The organism is Candidatus Bathyarchaeota archaeon (assembly GCA_023131225.1).
Lineage (GTDB): Archaea > Thermoproteota > Bathyarchaeia > Bathyarchaeales > SOJC01 > JAGLZW01.
Genome location: JAGLZW010000019.1, coordinates 13203 through 30804, shown reverse-complemented (window position 1 = coordinate 30804; position 17602 = coordinate 13203). Strand labels below are relative to the sequence as shown.

Here is a 17602-nt window from a genome sequence, read left to right as displayed (position 1 = left end):
TGATTAAATCAAAGGAAGGATTATGGGATCCAAAGAACGTCAAGAAACAAAGCTTGTTCTTAACCTAGGTTGTGGAGAGCAAACATATGGCGATGTAAGATTAGATCTCTATCGTGGAAAAGCAAACATACTTGCGGACGCTGAAAAACCTCTTCCCTTTAGAAGCGATTCATTTGACGAAGTGTATTCGAGCCATTTCTTTGAGCACCTTAGAAATCCCTCCATTGCTTTAAGCGAAATGGTGAGAGTGTTAAAGCGTGGAGGTAAGTTTGTTTTAATCACCGATAATGCGGCTTACATACCTTTTCATCTTCATCCTAGGTTTGGTTCGGGTTTTCATGCGTGGAACGGTTATCAGGGCATCTCGCCTCTAGACAGACATTTTGCTCTCTATACTCCGGAACACTTAAAGAATCATTTATTGAATCAAAGGGTGCGAATTGTTACGATTAAACATGCTTACTCTTGTGATGTGGCAGAGGGTTCTGGCGGACCTTTTCAGAAAATCACTAGGCTGTTAGCTCTGTCCAAGTTGTTTCCGTTTTTAAGCTCATTTATTCATCCGAATATATTAGTTGTGGCTGTCAAACCTTTTAGGTGAACGATTGGATGGGTCAGAAACCACTGGTCTCCGTTATTATTCCTACATATAACAAAAAGCAAGAGCTCATCAGATTGGTTGAATCTCTTAAGCAAAGTGATTACCCACCTGAAAATATAGAATTTATTATTGTTGATGATGCTTCCACTGATGGAACTTATGATGCAATAAAAACAAGATTTCCCGACCTGAAAGTAGTTAGAAATAACAGTCGAAGAATGACTTCTGGGGCGAGAAATATTGGAATTAAATTTTCAAGAGGCGACTATCTCCTTTTTGTGGATCACGACAATGTTGTGGATAGGGCTATGATAAGTGAGCTTGTAAACTTGATGGAAAGGAATAGAAATGTAGGGCTTGCTGGCCCAGTTATGTATTATTATAGTGACCCTAAAAGAATATGGTGCGCTGGCGGCAAACTAGGAAAGCCATTTTATATTTCAAAGTACATTCTTCAAGATAGCTTATCTCAAACTCTTGGAGAAGGAACTGAAGTTCAGGCTAGAGAGTGCGAATATATCCCTAACGCATTTATAGTTAGAAGACAAGTCATTGAAGAAATAGGCTTTTTCGACGAAAGGAATTTTCCAATTCTGTGGGAGGATGCGGATTTTTCACTACGAGTAAAGCATAAAGGATACAAGATAGTTATAGTTACAGCAGCAAAAATTTGGCATGATGTGCCAACGGAGAAAGATTTTCATATAAACGAAGAAAGAGCTTATTTTAGAGGAAGAAATCGGTCCTTATTTTATCTGAAGTACGCGCCGCTCAGAACGTTGTTGTTACCGCTTGACTTTGTGGGATTTTGTTATGTTCTTGCTGCGTACGATAAAGACGTAGGAAAACGGAAAAAGCTTTTGCAATATTTTAAGGGGATTATACACGGGATATCTTTCAAAATTGCTTCAAGAAGCAAGCACACTTGTAAAAGTAACATTTTGCTTTCAACAATAAAGAATTCTTCGAAAAGAGCTATATTATCACTCACCCTGTTCAGTGTAATTTACACAATGCTTAGTTACCGAGGCAACAATCTTACTATTGGCGGGGACTATTTTATTCCTTTTCACGCAACAAAATACTTGGAGAGATTTTTACATTCCTCCAATTTATGGGGGGGTTCAAATACGACTTTACCTCCAATTTTTTTTCTCCCAACTTTGCCCAACACTCTGCTCTTTTCGTTGTTCTCTATTCTAGGCGTCGACATTTATTTTGCAAACAAAATTTATGTATTTGTTTTGGTCGTGTCAAGCGCCATTGCAATATATTATTTATCAACAACAGTTTTTCATAAAGACAAGCACAAACACTTAATCGGATTAGCTTCAGCCCTAGCATACTTGTATAATCCATGGATCATTGCCGACGGCATCAGCACCATGGTTTTTATTGAGCTTTCGCTAGTACAAACCGGATTTGTTTTCTTCCTTTCATTCACCATGAGATATTTTCAGACTAGAGAAATTCGATACTCACTCTATTCTGGACTTGCTTCATTCTTAATGTTAAGTGTAATAGGTAGTGGCGCATATCGCATGACTTTATTAGCTTCTGCTGGTTTTGTCATAATTGCACTTTATTACTCAGTTCTTAGGCGTAAAACTGGAATCAAAGACATAGTTGTTGGAGTGTCAATTTTGGCACTCATAAGTTTTGTTCTTAACAGCTATTTGATAATCCCATTCATACAGAATAGGACGATATATATTTCCCTTGTTGAAAGCCATCCAGCAAGTTCTTTTTTCAATAATTTTTCCGTGCTTATTAACACTCTTCGATTGTTGAATTATTGGGCTTTTTACAGTGGATACGTGGTTTACGCTAACATATATTTTAACAATCCAATCGTGCTCGTTTCTACTTTTGCGTGGCCAATTTTTGCCTTTGCGCCTTTGCTGTGGAAAGAAGTGAGGAAAAGTTCAAAATGCTTCGTAATATACCTAACAACTCTTGTAGCTATAACGTTTGCTTGCGGCTCGAACCCTCCATTAGGACCATTATATAATACAATAATACACTCAAACATAGGCGGTATTTACTTCCTGAAACCATTCTACATAACGAGAGAAGTAACTGCACAGGTCCTAACAATCTTATACGCTCTCTTAATTGGATTATTTTCAATTTTAATCTACCGCAAGCTAACAGAAACTAACGGGAAACTGTTCCACGTTGAGAAAAGGAAGAAGATAATCGCGACTATGGGAGTAGCCCTTATTTTTGTTCCGTTACTGGTATCCGCATGGCCAGCTCTCACTGGAGATGTTATGAGAAATTGGTATGATCCGACCCAGTATGGGGTGCGAATTCCGCAGCGCTATTGGAACGCAAATAGCTATTTGGAAGGAACTTGTGATCTCAACCACAAGGCCCTTCTTCTTCCTCCAACAGAAGTCTACATTGGTCTTTCCTGGGGATTCTATGGAGCAGCCCAATTCTACAGTTTAATGTTCAATGTCCCGCTCATAACTGGAAACGAACTTCCATACAATGTAGGACAAAACCGAACCTTGCTAAACCAAGTCTACTCAGTGCCCTACATAATTACGGAAGACGAACCCATCTCAACCAAAATAAAAAACATCACGGCATACCACGGTGATCAGGTCCGTCTCTTTGAAAACTACACTCTGCAAATAGCATTCAACAAAACCATCCAACCCAACACATGGCACGACATAGAACTCCAACTAGCAAACAACGAAACATGGTCCCCATACACTCACATATTCATCGAAATCGATGGAAACTTCAAAACAGAAAACCTCCAAATTAAAATGACAAATACACAGAACAGCCTAGAATATCTCGCAAGCAGCTACGCCTACCAAACTATCAACCAAACACTAGTCCCCCTTCAGCCAGAAACTCAAAACAACCAGACAACAATAGTGCTTCTACCTTCACTGAACTCAAACCACACACAATTTAACTCGATCTGGATAAGATATCTAATAGACGACGCCACAACACCGTCAACGATCACAATCCACAAACTAAGCAAAGCAAAAATAACCCTAGACACATACTACTACGCCACAATCTTAGCCAACAACAGCATCAAATACATAATCATCGACCAATCCATAAAAGAAGGCGCGAAAACCAACCCAACTTTCTGGCTAAACGCCATAAACAGCTCGACCCAATTCACGCTTTTATGGCACAACGAAACTCTTTACATTTTTGAGAATGTCTTAGCAAAATAACCGACGTGCAACATTGAGATGCTTAGAAGGTTGGTTCGAATTAAAAATGAGCCCCGGTTCGCGCACGCAGGGAGTTCCAGAAGAGCCCACGATTCTTACGCGTGCACACTCAATTTTTTCTTGTAGTATGCTAGTGGGTGTCTGATTCTTTTGCAGTTTTCGTTTGGGTTGGTGCATACGCCGTGGGTTTGGAGCGTTGAGCACCTTGGGGGTTTGTATTTTGTTCTTGATCCTCTTTGGCCTGCTATGTGTTCTACTTGGTATCTTGTGAGGCGTTCGTTGAAGTCGGAGAGTGTTCGGAAGAGGTCGAGGACGTTTTCGGTGGTCATGCCTATGTTTACTAGGAATGTGGTTAGGGTGAAGCGGCCGATGTGGGAGAGGTGATGACCGCTGGATATGGAGTTGTAGAGCGCTTTTATACATGGAGGGAAGGCTTCGACGTCTACTGTTTTTGGGTATTCTTCTAGCTTGATTGCTCCTTTGCGGGCTGTGAAGGTATTTTTGAGTTTTTCTGCTATTGCTCTAATTTCTGGGGGCAGTGAACTAACTTTTGTGTCAAGTTTTGCCTCTACATGTCGTCGTATTTCTTCTTGGAGGAGGCGGCAGACTTCGCGTGTGGTGAGGTGGACTTTGCCTTTGCTGAGTTGTCTGTTTATGAGTTTCCATTCTGATTGTTGGAGGGTTGTGGTGTTTTGTAGGTAGTTTGTGAAGTGGAGTGTGAAGGGGTATGGTTCAGCGTTGGTTTGGGAGATGTTCCAGTTGAAGAATTTTGCGATTTCTAGGGGTTTCTTTTGTTTTTCTTCTTTTAAGTGTTCGTAGGTTTTTTTTGCTTCGTAGAGGGCGTATCTTTTTTTGAGGTATTTGTCTTTGATGGCTGTGACGATCATGATTGCTACGGGGAATGAGGGGATTTCTATGTTGGGGTTTTTTGGGTGGTATGCTGTTTGGGGGAAGGTTTGGAAGGATTGGGTTATGCGTTTTTCAGCGTGTTTGAGGATTTCTTGCATGGTGGTTTCTGCTAGTTCTTGTATGGTTAGATCTAGTTGTTTGATGTAGTTTGCGGCTTGGGGGAGAAAGGGGTATTTAGCTAGGTCGTATGTTGTGAAGGGCATGCGGTTATTCTACTTCTATGCGTGGGGCTAGGTAGAAGGTGAGTTTTCCCTCTTTTGGTTGTTGGAAGTCGATGCGTATGGGCATGTCGTTTGCGAATTGGAGGGTTGCAATTTCGCTGGTGGCTGAGGCTGCTTTGATGATTTCGGCGAGGTAGCTGAGGCTGAAGGTGGCTTTGGCTGGTTCTTGGGTTTGGAGGTCTAGGAGTGCATCGCTTCCTTTCTTGAGTTCTATAGTGGCGCCCATGAGGTCTCCCGTGGCTTGGAGGGTTAATTTTTCAGTGTCGGCTTCAATGCGTACGTGGTCACTTACTAGTTGGGCGTCTTCGATTGCTTGGCGTAGTCCATCTGTGGTTATTTTGGCTTCGACTTTGAAGGTTATTTTTGGGGTTGGAACTTCTTCTTCTTGAGGTTCTAATGTGGGCATGTTGAAGGTGCGCGTGTATCTGCCTGTAATTGCGATTTGGAGACGAGCAGTTTCAGGGTTTAGGGATAGTTCTACGGTCTCGTCTTTGCCTGTTCTTCGGAGTAGCTTGAGGAGTTCGGTTATGTTTATGCACATTTTTTGGGGTTGGTCGCATTCGTATTCGTCGAAGATGGTTTTGGGCCATTGGAAGTCTATCATGGCAACGCGGCTGGGGTCCATAGCGCGGAGTTGGATGTCTTCGGGGTTTAGGTTGAAAGTGGCCTCGTCTACGAGGATAGCTATGGCTTGGAACATGTCTCGTAGGAGCTTTGCATTGGTCATTTTAACCTTAAACAATGCTGATTAGTCTCCTTTGTAGTGGTTAGGTATGTGTAAGTCAGCCAAATAAAAGCATACCGCTCAAGAGATTCTTTCGTTTTGATGTGCTAAAACAATCATACACGCCAGTCATCAGCACTCTGTTTGAGGCTCTATTAGAGCATATTGCATAGGATCTAGTCTAGGCGAACCAATAAGCTAGCCTACTCAGCTAATACTCAGCTTGTCCCTATACGCTTCTATATCCAAAAACCCATGTCCACTAATATTCATGCAAATAATTTTTTCTTCACCTGCTTTTTCAGCCTTCAAAGCCTCATCTATGCTGGCTCTTACTGCATACGCCGATTCTGGCGCAATCAACCATCCCTCACTCTGTAAAAATATCCTCGCCGCTTCAAAAGTCACTCTCTCATCCGTTGGATATGCCACCGCTTTCACCATGTTACGGTTTCGCAACGCGCTTACTAATGGTGCAGCAGCATGATATCGTAACCCGTCCGCTCTGATCGGCACCATCTCAGTACGGTGACCTAATGTGAACATTTTTAGCAATGGAGTATGCTCAGCGACATCCCCGAAATCATACCTATACTCACCTTTCACAAGATTGGGGGCAGCATTAGACTGGGCTGCCAAAAACTCGCACTCACGCTTACCTTGCAAAACTTCACCTGCAAAAGGCAATGCAATCCCTCCGAAATTCGAGCCTCCACCTAGACAACCCACAATTAAATCTGGTTCATCATCTACTAGTTTGAACTGCTCGATGGTTTCCAAGCCAATTACTGACTGCTGTATGAGAACATGATTTAGCACTGAACCTAAACAATAAACTGAATCTTCATGCGAACTGGCATATTCTAGCCCTTCAGAAACTGCGATTCCTAACGAACCCGGATGATTCGAATCCTTAGCCAATAACTCTCTGCCTATTTTCGTCTCTTTACTTGGCGAAGCATGAACTGTCGCGCCAAAAAGTTTCATGAACGTCATACGATCAGTCTTCCAATTATAGACAGCTCTGACCCAAAAAACCATGCAATCTAACCCCATTAACCTTGCTGCGTAGGACAACGCGCTACCCCACTGCCCCGCGCCAGTCTCTGTCACCAGCGCTGTCTTGCCTTCCTTCGCCGCAAAATACGCTTGAGCTAATGCAGTATTCACCTTGTGAGACCCAGTTGGTGACAAGTCTTCACGCTTGTAATACAACTTTACCTTTTTCAGTCCAAGATGTCTTTCAAGTCTTCTTGCTCTATTCAAAGGTCTAGGTCTGCCAGCTTGAATGTAGAGCTCCCTAATTTCCTCAGGGATGGGAATCCAACGGTCAGTAGAAGCCTCTTGTCCTAAACATTCATGAACCATCGTCCTCCCTAAAAATTCCATCCGAGAAGGCCCACTTTCAGGTTCTTTAGGAGGAGGCAAAGGCTCCGGCAAATCGGGCGCAATATTATACCATTTTTTAGGTAATTCGTCGACAGGAAGAGAAATCTGATTTGTTTCCATATTCACTCACCAATTCAAGAGAGAGGTATATTGTGCGTAGCTTCTTGAAATAAATGTTGTGTTAGATAAACATATCAACAAATACACTTTGAGATAGCAACAGGTGCGCCCTTCGCTGTAGGGAGGGTTCAGATCCTCTCCCGGCCCACCAATTCTATGGTATAACAGTTTCTGTTCGCGCGTATGCTCCTTGCGAGGAAACACCGACCCCCTCCTCCCCTCCCCCCCCCCTCTAAGTTTTCGCCTTTGGCGCTAGAGTATTGAGGCTTGGCTTTGCAGCAAGAACTTGGCTCAAGGCTTCTGAGTGTACATAGCTTAGCGCGTGCAACGGTTGTTCTAAATGGATAATGAGCATAATGTACGTCGCGGAAATTAACACAAAAACAGAGAAAGATTGGGCTACCAGCTTTCTCCGTAGTTTCGTGTGCGTATAAATTACCTGAGATACCTCATCTTGGCGCACTTTAAAAGCTCCAAAGTGACCTAAAAAGTCCAGCACACCGGACTTACGTAGCGGATATATCGGCAAGATATTTAAAGCTCCAACGTTACCGATATATCGGCAACTCTGCCAATTAATATAGCTTACCGATGTATGCAGGTGACAAATGTGAAGCGCAGAGGAATACTTCGAGAACGAATAATAAGGGTCCTCTTAACCGAGCCAAAGGGCTCACTGACCAAATACAGGTTAGCCAAAGAGGCGCAATGCTCATTCCCTTGGACTCACGAGTTGCTTGGCAAACTAGAAACGTTAGAACTTGTAAAAGGGACAAAAGTCGTAAACTATACTGGTCTTTTAAAATATTGGCTTCAAGTCAGGATTAACCGCGAAAAAAAGGATTACATGCATAGAGATCCAATTAGTCTAATTAAAAAAGCAAAACTGCCATATGCACTTACGACCTATCAGGCAGAAAACCTCGTTCAGCGTTACCTCTTTCCTTCACGCACCGACCTATACATCAAAGCAGAAGACAAGGAAAAATGGCACAAACTAATAACAAAAGAAGGCCTAGTTGGAAAAGGTAATATAAGACTGCTCATTGCCAACTCTCACGTCTTCTACCGTTCATTCAAACGCCAAGGCTTAACTATTGTGTGCATTCCACAACTAATCGTTGACCTACTTGAAGAGGGCGGAGTATGTATGGAAGCCGCGGAAAAACTACTCGACAAGGTAGAGCAACATGTTATACGAACCCAATGAAATTAAAACCTCAGAAAAACAGCTGGGAAAAATCTTCAAGCAACTAGCAGACTCGACATGCCTTATGGGAGGATGGGCTACCTACCACATCATAAACACAAACTTTGAAAAAGCCAATGGAAGAAAATACATCGGATCACGAGACATTGACATCGGCTTCCACATCGGCAAACAATGGAACGAAGAGCAGCTTAGAAAATCACAATTCATGGCTGCAATAAAAACCATTGAAAACATGGGCTTCAGATCAGTAAGTTTCAGGCTTCTCAAAGATTTCGACATTGACACAGGGAAAGAATTAACCCCAGAAGAGTCAGCTAAGCTCCCGATGTATCAAATCTTCCAACTATACATAGACCCCATTGTAGATTATATACATCCAAAAATAAAGAACCTGTTAGGCTTCGTGCCAATAGATGAACCACTTCTCTCACTAGTTTTCCAAGACAAAATGTACACCATTGCCACTCTTTTCGAAAAAACAGTATTGCTGCCAAAACCACAGGTATTACTAGCAATGAAACTGAACTCTGCACCCCACAGAGACAAAGAAAACAAACGAATCAAAGACATCGCCGACATCTACGCCCTGCTCTGGTACTCTGGCATTGCATTACCCCAAATCAAAAATCTGCTTTTCTCAACTTACCCCAAAGAAAAAGCAAGAAAAACAATACAAGGCTTCACAAAAGAAGACATCAACAAAGTCTCAACCACAATAGGAGTCAGCGCCCAAGAGATTTTGAGAGTACTCACAGAGCTAACACGACCTTAAACGCTGGTTTTTACAGAAAAAAAGGGGAAATGCGGGAGATGTCTCTACTGTGCAGCGGAAATGAATGTTTCCACAATTACTGCTCAACTTCTTGCAGTGATTTCTAAGTGTACGATTTCTAGCCGCAGTTCCCTCAATAAAGGCTGACCTTACCATCCCTTCAAATATTAAATGCGGAAGTTCTCTGGGTTATCTAGAATTTCTGCATTAGCGAAATCATCTACATGCAACTCTAGCAGTCCATCTCGACGGTTCTTTCTCACTTTCACATTCATCAGTAAAACAGCCATTCCCTCCTTCGCGTCAACCACATCTTCCACCTTCTCATTCCAAAACACAACAGGAATCTGTCCAGTTTTGTCCTTTAGTACCATTTGCATTACTCGACCTTGTGTTTCATCTCGCCGCTGAAATGTGGACGCGGGATATACGCTTTGAATCACTCCTTCTACGTTGACTTTTCTGCGCACTTCAGTTATATTAGCAATCTTTTCGACGAAATCATTGATAGAGGGGAAGTCGCTTTCCTCTACGTCAGAAGGAGCAACTTGAATGCTGCCTCGCTGTCCGACATGTAATTCCATCTCGCCACGTCTAGACCGCCTAACATATCCATGCGAGACTTTTACTATCTGTCTAAGTTTAATTTTCCTAGTGGATTCTGCTTTTTCATTCCATAAAACAACCTCAATAGAGCCTGTCTTGTCCGCAATTAGAAGCCGGGCTACCTGACCATTTCCGTTTGGTCGAGGAAATACATGTAGCGTACTAACAAGCAACACACGACCAGAAACAGTTACATCAGTTAGACCAGAAACGAGCTGATGAATGTAAATTCTTGGACGGGGCTTTCTAAATTCAATTTTCACTCCATATTCTGTAGCCACCAACCGCGCAGAGGCTTCATCTGTCAGCAATCCTCCGCTAACATCCTTCTTCTTCTCTATAGCCATTACTACTTCTTCACGAGTCAAACCCTGCCGATGCGAAAGGATGCGCTGTATAATTTCTTCGACACCCATTCTATTTTCACAACAATGCCTAACACACATGGATAGTTTGCCATAAGCTTATTTAAGTTCACACATTCTTCATTTCTGCTCTAGAACCCTGAAGCAACTGTTCAGGTCAAAATTCTTGCCTTACGCACGAACGTTGCTCTTCTTTATGCACTTGCTCAATTCGCCTGCACACGTGCATCCAGACAAACGAATGAATAACCTACACAGTTAAACGCGCTAAACTCCATACTGACCAAGTTCATATTTTAGCATTGAAAATCTTAAATATCGCCAACATTCTTTAGCTAGTTGAGCAACATGGCAGAAATTTGTCCAATATGCGGACTCCCCAAAGACATATGTGTGTGCGGCGAAATCAGCAAAGAACAACAGCGCATAAAAATACGCCGAGAAAGCCGCAAATGGGGAAAACCAGCAACAATAATTGAGGGCATTGATGATAAAACCCAAGACCTTGGACGACTAGCAAAGAAGCTTAAAAATTTCTGTGCATGCGGCGGAACCGCCAAAAACAACCAAATAATTCTTCAAGGAGACCACAGAGACAGAGTTAAAACATTTCTCATGCAGCTAGGTTTTCCGGAGCAAAACATAGAACTTCAATAAGTCCAAGGTGAATAAAACTTGGGACAACTACGAACTTTGCGCGAAATACTTAGCAGTCTGAAACGCAGAAACCCAACCAAAAAATATTGCCCAAAATGCGGCAACCCATACATACATCTGTCAAGTAAATTCGATCTTTGGCTTCTGCCGGAGCGATATGTATGCGAGAAATGTGGTTACAAAGGTTCATTAACGCTGGAAATGGAAGAAGAAAAACAGAGTGAATAACCAACTCGCGATATTCTTTGCAAAACAGAGTAAAGAGTTAGAAAATTAACATAGAGAGACATAAACCCCACTAAAGCGTGGAGACTTCCTCCGCAGTCTACCTTTTTCTAGATGAGTTGTAACAAGAGATGCAAATCGTCAATTCAATTCTCAGGTCGCATGTTTTTGCGCGTACAATTGTTCGTTTCTGAAGCTACTAGGTTACGGAAGAGCTTTTCTTCGATGTTTCCTCCACTTATCACAGCAACGACCGTTTTTGCTGTGAACATGCGTTTATTTTCTATTATTGGGGCAATAGCTGCGGCTCCTGCACCTTCTGAAACCTGTTTTTCCCTAGCCCAAAGCAAACAGATTGCTTTTTTTATTGTTTCCTCTTTACACAACAAGAGCTCATCAACATAGTTTTTGACAATCTCGAACGTGAGAGATCCCTTTTCGATACCCCCAAACAAGCCATCTGCGATAGATTCCTTCATTTCTACATCGACAATTTTGCCGGCTTTCAATGATTCGTACATGGCTGGCGAAGCCTCTGATTGCACTCCCAAAATTTTCACGGTCGGTTTAACGGTTTTTATGACGAGGCTTATTCCCGAAATTAAACCTCCGCCTCCAACAGGCACTATTATAGTATCGACATCTGGTAAATCTTCAAGAATTTCTAGTCCAATTGTTCCCTGCCCTGCGATGACAAATCGGTCGTTGTAGGGAGAGATATAGATTAACCCGTCTTTCCTTGCTAGCTCTATCGCTTTCTGTTCTGCTTCGTCGTAAATTTCTCCGTACAGAATTGGTTCTACATTATGTTTCCTGATTTTACCGATTTTCACCTTAGACGTATTCTCTGGAACTATTATTTTGACGGGAATGTTTAACCTTTCTGCGGCGATGGCAACTGCTAAGGCGTGGTTTCCTGCAGAGGCGGTGACAATTCCTTGTTTCATTTTTTCGATATTCAGATGCAGCATCTTGTTAAGAGCGCCTCTTATCTTGAAGGAGTTAGTTATTTGCAGATTTTCAAGTTTCAGGTACACCTGCCCCTCACAGAAATCGCTTAAAGATTGAGAACGCACTAGAGGTGTTCTCTTAACTAGATTTCTTATTGTTTCTCTTGCATCTTTTACATCTCTGAGATTTATCATGCTGTAACCGAAACTAAAGTGGAGCCTTCCATAGAAAACTGTTTCGAGTACGTCTCTGTCTCTAACTAGAAAAGTATTTGGAAATCATGAGTAGGACCGTTCATGAGTTAATTTGTAACGAGTGCATAGGATTTGACCTCTTGCCAGTGGTGCATACGATGTACATCGCAAACATGAAGTGAATGTGGATGAAATGAGGTTGATAGGTTGGGAGATTAAAGTCCAATGATGTCTACGCATATGTATGTGTTCATTTCCACTGAATTTTAAACTCTCCATCTTTCAGAACTTCTATTATCTCCCTGTTTCTCTTGGTTACTTTTACCGTTGGCTCAGAGACCAGTAAATCCATGTGATTGCTGGATGGATTCTTTCCGCCAGGCATGTCAGTGTTGTGTCCAAAGGCAATGTGGATTGTCCCAAGAATTTTCTCTGCTTCCAGAAATTCCTCAACGAACCTCGCCTTGGGATTTATTCCGAAAGCAAACTCACCTACAACTTTTGCCCAAGCATCCGTCTCCATGGTATTGTTAACTTGCTGCAATGTCTCCTTGTCTTGTGAACTAGTATCCTTCGCTATGCCTTTTTTCACTATAAACTCAACAGGGCTTTTCAAGGGTCCAACTCCGCCGATAGCTATGTCACATACAAGTGTGCCTTCCAGCGAGTTTTCAACAGGTGCTACTATGACCTCTCCCGTAGGCAGGTTCATCCATTTCATCTTCTTCCAATCAATGGCGGTGTCGGTGAAGAATGGTCTTCCCTCGGTGCTAAATGTGAGCTCAGTGCCTGAAGGAGATGTTACTTCAACCTTAGTTGTTTGATCTAATTTTAACATTAGCCTTTGCGCAAAATCCTGCATCTTTTCATGTTCTTCCACAGTCAACGCTAAGGCCCCTTCACTAAGCATATCTAAGGTTACTCCTGGGCAGTGTCCCAGACGAGATCTTTTGTCCCTAGTCTCTAAATGAATGAGCTTGATTCTGAACGGCGTCTCTTCTCTAATCCCTCGTAGCAGGTTAATGTATATGTCAGGCTTTGCACTTAGAACTTCGAGAAGATGTTTGGGGACCTCTTTTCTGAACCCTTTTGTTGTTTCTAGAGTAACAAGTCTTCCCCAAAGTCCTAAAGCTAATGCCCCTTGAGAGAAAGCCTCTCCCACTTCTGCTTTTTCATCATCACAAACTATGACGGCTCTTTCCCCGACAGCAGCTTCAAAGACACATTCAAGAGCATTCTTAGCAGCTTTCCAAGTGCGCATAAATGTCATCTCACAAAAGCCGACGTGAACAATTCAGATAAGCTTTGCGTATGCGCATAAAACTAGTTACGAGAACTCAAAATCTGTTGTGGCGCGGTGTCACTTATGATGAAGAACAAGCGCGGCTTTGGTCAGAACTGGACGAGTTTTGCGCATTGAAGGCCTCTAACTGAGTCGTAGACGTCTTTTGCTGAATAGCTAAAAGGACTTAGTAAGTTTGAGGCTGCTATATACAAAAGCGAAAGATATTTTTTAACGTCAGAGTAAATGTTTTCTTCAATTAGTTCTTCTGCTCTAACTCTTCGTTCATAATGTTTGTTGTCTGCACTGGTGAAAAGGAATCTAACGTTCTTTCCAGCGGGTACTTTGACTCCCTCTTTTAGAAGTTGTTCAGCGGCGATGACTTGGCTGACTTTTTGTTTGTAGCTGTCTAGAGACTTGGAGAGTCGCTTAGTGATAATTAAGTCCCAAATTGGAATGTCTCCTTCGATAAGCCTTTTTCTGTATTTTCTAACTATATTCAAGGCGTCGGGTATTTTCGCATAGAATTCCTTAACGTTGTTTGCTGTGCATGCATTCACTGTCCGGGGATTTTCTCGACATATCGGTTAGCTTTTTCCAGAATTTGCTCAGCAATTTGAACTTGCTGATCATTACGGATTGATGCATACATGCAACAAAAAAGTTGTGCAGAGAAATATCCACCTCTTGAATCTAAGGCTTTATAACAGGTGTTTAAACACTTCACTATGCGAGCTGTGTTTAATGCCAAAGACTAAAGCCAAAATAACCATTGAAAACGTTGTTGCTTCTGCCGCTTTAAACCAGAAGATTGACTTAAACGCGGTTGTGAAAGGTTATCCAGGGGTTGAATATCGCCCAGAACGGTTTCCTGGACTTGTGTTTAGGCTTAAGAGACCGAAGACGGCTACGTTGATTTTTAGCACTGGAAAAATGGTTTGCACAGGAGCAAAATCGGAGAAGGAATCCAGGAGAGCTGTTATGACAGTTGTTAAAGAACTGAAAAAGGGCGGAATAATCATCATCGGCAAGCCGGACTTTAAGGTTGTGAACATCGTTGCTTCTGTAAGGTTAGGTGGAAAGATAGATTTGGAGAAGGCAGTTTTCACGCTTGGAAAAGCGATGTATGAGCCAGAGCAGTTTCCAGGCTTGATCTACAGGATGGACGAACCTAAAGTGGTCATACTGATATTCGCAAGCGGGAACCTTGTTTGCACTGGAGGCAAAAGAGAACAGGACGTCCATGGTGCCGTGCACAAGCTTCACAGGATGCTCGAAGAACAGCAACTGATATTCTACGAATAATCTACTCGCCAAATATGCAAAGGATTATGGGCGCGCAGAATAATCAAGAATATCCCCATAACGCGAAGGGCTTAAAGAAATCCATGGTGTGACCATCACTCTTTTCTTTTTTGAACCTTGTTTACCCACCTGTTTTTCTGTTCATATGCTTGACGAAGACTTTCAGAACTATAGATAGGCGGTTCTCTCTGTCTTTCTAACATCCTTCTCTTTACACGTGAAAGCTTCTTTTTCCCCATACTCAAATCACCAATAAGCTTCAAATTATCTACTGTGTTCACTAAACTTAAATAGTCTAAGGTGAAGAATCAAACCCTCCCTTTACCACGTGATAATAGGAGGGTGATTCTTGACAGAGGAAATCAATGTTACTACCCTGAAGAATTGGGGGCGACCAAGGAAAACAAAGACGCTACCTGCTTTTCTCCTGCCAAAAGAAGAAAGAGAAAAACTACTTCATTACAAGAAGCATGTTAGGGGACGCCCAAAGGGATAATTCATAAAGCAGTTTGACAGTTTTTATCTGGGAGTTAATGAGAAAACAAAAGCCTTTTAGCAGATCAGAATGCAAAGGATGTGTGTTTAAAGGTAGCAGATACTGTTGGAACCAATGCCCCTATAACGTATGGCGAAGAGAATAATGTGGGTCATGGAAAAGTGCATGCGCACGCATTGGCATTGCAGTTGTGCATGGATTCATTTTTATTATTCAAGAACACCGCGTGCGCAGAAACCGTCACCTCTACAAAAATAGAGTGGATAGGCGGATCTGTTTTCTCCAATGGTTCTCATTTTTTAATGATAATTTCCATTGTTGAGACATTTCTTGGGTTGCCGCCTTCTCTGGGTGTGATCTGCTCTGTACCTATGGAGATAGCGTTTACTTTGGCGTCTTTGAAGAATCGGTTGCGGAGGATTTCAGTAACATCAACAGCCGTGCTTATGGCGCGACCTCGCGCTTTTAGGACGACTTTATCCGTGTCACTCATATTGAAAGCTGTGATGACTGCCATGACATAATTCATTGGAGGTTTGTTTCCAATGTAGACTGTGTTTTGGTCTTTGCGAGGTGTTTTGCGGGGTATAACTTCTTTTTCCTTTGTCGCCTCTTCGCTTTCCACTTTTTCGGCAGATGCCTCGATTTCGGTTTGTTCTTTATCTGACATGTATTTACACCAGTTGTTATCAGGCTTGTTCATTAGAAGCATATGTCTTAAATGTTATGGTATAAGGATGCGACATGAACAGGTACGCGTATGAGCATGACAAAATCAATAAAGAAAGAATGTGCGCGCCCTTTTTTAGGTTGATTGTTTCTGAATTAAGGTTTTAAGTTTAGAATTGCTAAATGATTAGAAGAATCGTTTGAATTGTGTAGTTGAGTGAGTATTGATGGTGGTCTGTTTGGAATGGTGAGTTTGACGTTTTACGGCGGAGTGGATGAGATTGGTGGAAACAAGGTCTTGTTAGAAGATGGCGGTGTCAGGGTTTTCTTGGATTTCGGTCAATCTTTCACATTGGGCTGTGATTTTTTTTCGGGTTGGCTGTCTCCACGAGCCATCAACGGGTTAGGGGATTATTTTGAGTTTGGTTTGCTGCCAAAATTGAAAGGTTTGTATGCGAAGGAGCAACTGCAGTTCACGGATGTTCCTTATGTGAAGCCAAGGTTTGACGCTGTGTTTTTGTCCCACGCCCACTTCGATCACGTGAAACATATCGAGTTTTTAGACCCAGAGATACCTGTGTATCTTGGTGAAGGCACCAAACTGTTTTTGGAAGCGATGGAGAAGACCAGCAGTTTCTGCAGTTACGGAGAGCGTTGGTATGAGACGTTTCGAACTGGAGACAAAATTAACGTGGGCAGAATAGTGGTGGAGCCTGTTCATGTTGATCATTCAATCCCTGCTGCGTACGGCTTTTTAGTTCATACGTCTGAAGGCACAATCGTGTACACTGGAGATCTTAGGGCTCACGGTCCTAGGAATGATATGACTGAAGAATTCGCAGACAAAGCGCGTGAATCGGAACCTGTGGCCATGATATGCGAAGGTACTAAAATGGTCGAGAAGGAAAAACGAAAGAACTATTCTGAGTTGCAGGTTGAGAAACTAAGCGGCAAGGTTGTTTCCTCAACGGATAAGATTGTGTTTGTTACTCGTTACAGTAGGGATATGGACAGGTTCAGGAGTTTCTACAATGTGGCTAAGAGCAACGATAGAAAGATTGTTATTTCTTTAAAAACCGCTCATTTGCTAAGCAGACTTGTGGAAGATAGACGCCTTGATCTTCCTGACCCGTTTAAGGACAAGAATATTCTGGTTTATTACAAACGGAAAAAGTCCGGAGGGTTCGAGGAAAAGGACTATTATGTTTGGGAGCGAGATTTCATAGAAAAAATGGCGACCTATGAATTTGTGCACAAAAATCAGAGCAAACTGGTCATGGATTTGGATTTTCATCAATTTGCAGAGCTAATTGACATTAAGCCGAAACCAGGCAGCCATTTTATCCATAGCATGAGCGAACCTTACAGTGAAGAAGACATTGAAGATCGGGTAATGCATAACTGGCTCAACCATTTTAAAATACAGTTTCATCAACTGCATGCTTCCGGCCACCTAAACAGAGATCAATTAACGGGTCTAATCAACTACATCAAGCCAAAGAAAATTTTTCCGATACACACGGAAAACCAGCAATTGTTCAAAAAGATAAGCAGTAACGTTCAGACGATTAGATACGGAAAAAAATACAGTTTGGACCCTCTTCAAAAAACGTAAGTAACCCCTAAAAAAATCTGAAACAATGGTCCAGGAAAAATTCTGAAGTGGGCCGGGAGAGATTTGAAACCCC

General features: G+C 42.2%; 17 protein-coding genes. 9 read left to right on the top strand and 8 right to left on the bottom strand.

Features of this window, described 5'->3' with window-relative positions; genetic code table 11:
• Window positions 1-22: 22 nt before the first annotated feature.
• Both KAU88_04870 and KAU88_04865 read left to right on the top strand, forming a co-directional pair.
• Window positions 23-601, top strand: coding sequence for a class I SAM-dependent methyltransferase (locus KAU88_04870; protein MCK4477841.1), 579 nt, complete (start codon window positions 23-25; stop codon window positions 599-601).
• An 8-nt stretch (window positions 602-609) separates the two neighbouring features.
• On the top strand, window positions 610-3816 hold the full coding sequence (locus tag KAU88_04865; protein ID MCK4477840.1) for a glycosyltransferase: 3207 nt from the start codon (window positions 610-612) through the stop codon (window positions 3814-3816).
• A gap of 95 nt (window positions 3817-3911) precedes the next feature.
• On the opposite strand, the gene KAU88_04860 is transcribed toward KAU88_04865, so the two are convergent.
• The 3 genes from KAU88_04860 to KAU88_04850 all read right to left on the bottom strand — a co-directional run bounded on the left by KAU88_04860 (window position 3912) and on the right by KAU88_04850 (window position 7179).
• Window positions 3912-4928, bottom strand: a complete 1017-nt coding sequence (locus KAU88_04860; protein MCK4477839.1) for a DNA primase large subunit PriL — start codon at window positions 4926-4928, stop codon at window positions 3912-3914.
• 4 nt (window positions 4929-4932) lie between these two features.
• Window positions 4933-5688 (bottom strand): proliferating cell nuclear antigen (pcna), encoded by a 756-nt coding sequence (pcn, locus tag KAU88_04855; GenBank protein ID MCK4477838.1) that lies wholly within the window; start codon window positions 5686-5688, stop codon window positions 4933-4935.
• A 189-nt stretch (window positions 5689-5877) separates the two neighbouring features.
• Entirely contained in the window at window positions 5878-7179 is a 1302-nt protein-coding gene (locus KAU88_04850; GenBank protein ID MCK4477837.1) for a TrpB-like pyridoxal phosphate-dependent enzyme, read from the bottom strand.
• 610 nt (window positions 7180-7789) lie between these two features.
• Between KAU88_04850 and KAU88_04845 the strand changes: the two genes are divergently transcribed.
• The gene (locus KAU88_04845) at window positions 7790-8389 is read left to right on the top strand and encodes a hypothetical protein (GenBank protein ID MCK4477836.1); all 600 of its coding nucleotides are present in this window, start codon (window positions 7790-7792) and stop codon (window positions 8387-8389) included.
• Window positions 8370-9164 carry a nucleotidyl transferase AbiEii/AbiGii toxin family protein gene (locus tag KAU88_04840; protein MCK4477835.1) on the top strand — a complete coding sequence of 265 codons (795 nt, stop codon included), beginning with the start codon at window positions 8370-8372 and terminating at the stop codon, window positions 9162-9164. Before KAU88_04845 ends, KAU88_04840 begins: the two co-directional genes overlap by 20 nt.
• Before the next feature lie 167 nt (window positions 9165-9331).
• Here the strand turns inward: KAU88_04840 and KAU88_04835 are convergent, their stop codons facing one another.
• Complete coding sequence (locus tag KAU88_04835; protein ID MCK4477834.1) at window positions 9332-10186, bottom strand: DUF2240 family protein; 855 nt, start codon at window positions 10184-10186, stop codon at window positions 9332-9334.
• A gap of 297 nt (window positions 10187-10483) precedes the next feature.
• Between KAU88_04835 and KAU88_04830 the strand changes: the two genes are divergently transcribed.
• Together KAU88_04830 and KAU88_04825 are read left to right on the top strand one after the other, a co-directional pair.
• On the top strand, window positions 10484-10792 hold the full coding sequence (locus KAU88_04830) for a translation initiation factor (GenBank protein MCK4477833.1): 309 nt from the start codon (window positions 10484-10486) through the stop codon (window positions 10790-10792).
• Window positions 10793-10810: 18 nt separating this feature from the next.
• Window positions 10811-11020, top strand: coding sequence for a zinc ribbon domain-containing protein (locus KAU88_04825; GenBank protein ID MCK4477832.1), 210 nt, complete (start codon window positions 10811-10813; stop codon window positions 11018-11020).
• Window positions 11021-11163: 143 nt separating this feature from the next.
• Here the strand turns inward: KAU88_04825 and KAU88_04820 are convergent, their stop codons facing one another.
• From KAU88_04820 to KAU88_04810, 3 genes are all read right to left on the bottom strand, one after another.
• On the bottom strand, window positions 11164-12093 hold the full coding sequence (locus tag KAU88_04820) for a threonine/serine dehydratase (GenBank protein ID MCK4477831.1): 930 nt from the start codon (window positions 12091-12093) through the stop codon (window positions 11164-11166).
• Window positions 12094-12412: 319 nt separating this feature from the next.
• The gene (locus KAU88_04815; protein MCK4477830.1) at window positions 12413-13423 is read right to left on the bottom strand and encodes an aminopeptidase; all 1011 of its coding nucleotides are present in this window, start codon (window positions 13421-13423) and stop codon (window positions 12413-12415) included.
• 131 nt (window positions 13424-13554) lie between these two features.
• Window positions 13555-14004 carry a hypothetical protein gene (locus tag KAU88_04810; protein ID MCK4477829.1) on the bottom strand — a complete coding sequence of 150 codons (450 nt, stop codon included), beginning with the start codon at window positions 14002-14004 and terminating at the stop codon, window positions 13555-13557.
• A 184-nt stretch (window positions 14005-14188) separates the two neighbouring features.
• Here KAU88_04810 and KAU88_04805 point away from each other — a divergent pair, with 184 nt between their 5' ends.
• Window positions 14189-14749, top strand: a complete 561-nt coding sequence (locus tag KAU88_04805) for a TATA-box-binding protein (GenBank protein MCK4477828.1) — start codon at window positions 14189-14191, stop codon at window positions 14747-14749.
• A 349-nt stretch (window positions 14750-15098) separates the two neighbouring features.
• Window positions 15099-15245, top strand: a complete 147-nt coding sequence (locus tag KAU88_04800; GenBank protein MCK4477827.1) for a hypothetical protein — start codon at window positions 15099-15101, stop codon at window positions 15243-15245.
• A gap of 292 nt (window positions 15246-15537) precedes the next feature.
• On the opposite strand, the gene albA is transcribed toward KAU88_04800, so the two are convergent.
• On the bottom strand, window positions 15538-15915 hold the full coding sequence (gene albA, locus KAU88_04795) for a DNA-binding protein Alba (GenBank protein ID MCK4477826.1): 378 nt from the start codon (window positions 15913-15915) through the stop codon (window positions 15538-15540).
• A 243-nt stretch (window positions 15916-16158) separates the two neighbouring features.
• On the opposite strand from albA, the gene KAU88_04790 reads away from it, so the two are divergent.
• The gene (locus tag KAU88_04790) at window positions 16159-17529 is read left to right on the top strand and encodes an MBL fold metallo-hydrolase (GenBank protein ID MCK4477825.1); all 1371 of its coding nucleotides are present in this window, start codon (window positions 16159-16161) and stop codon (window positions 17527-17529) included.
• Window positions 17530-17602 lie beyond the last annotated feature (73 nt).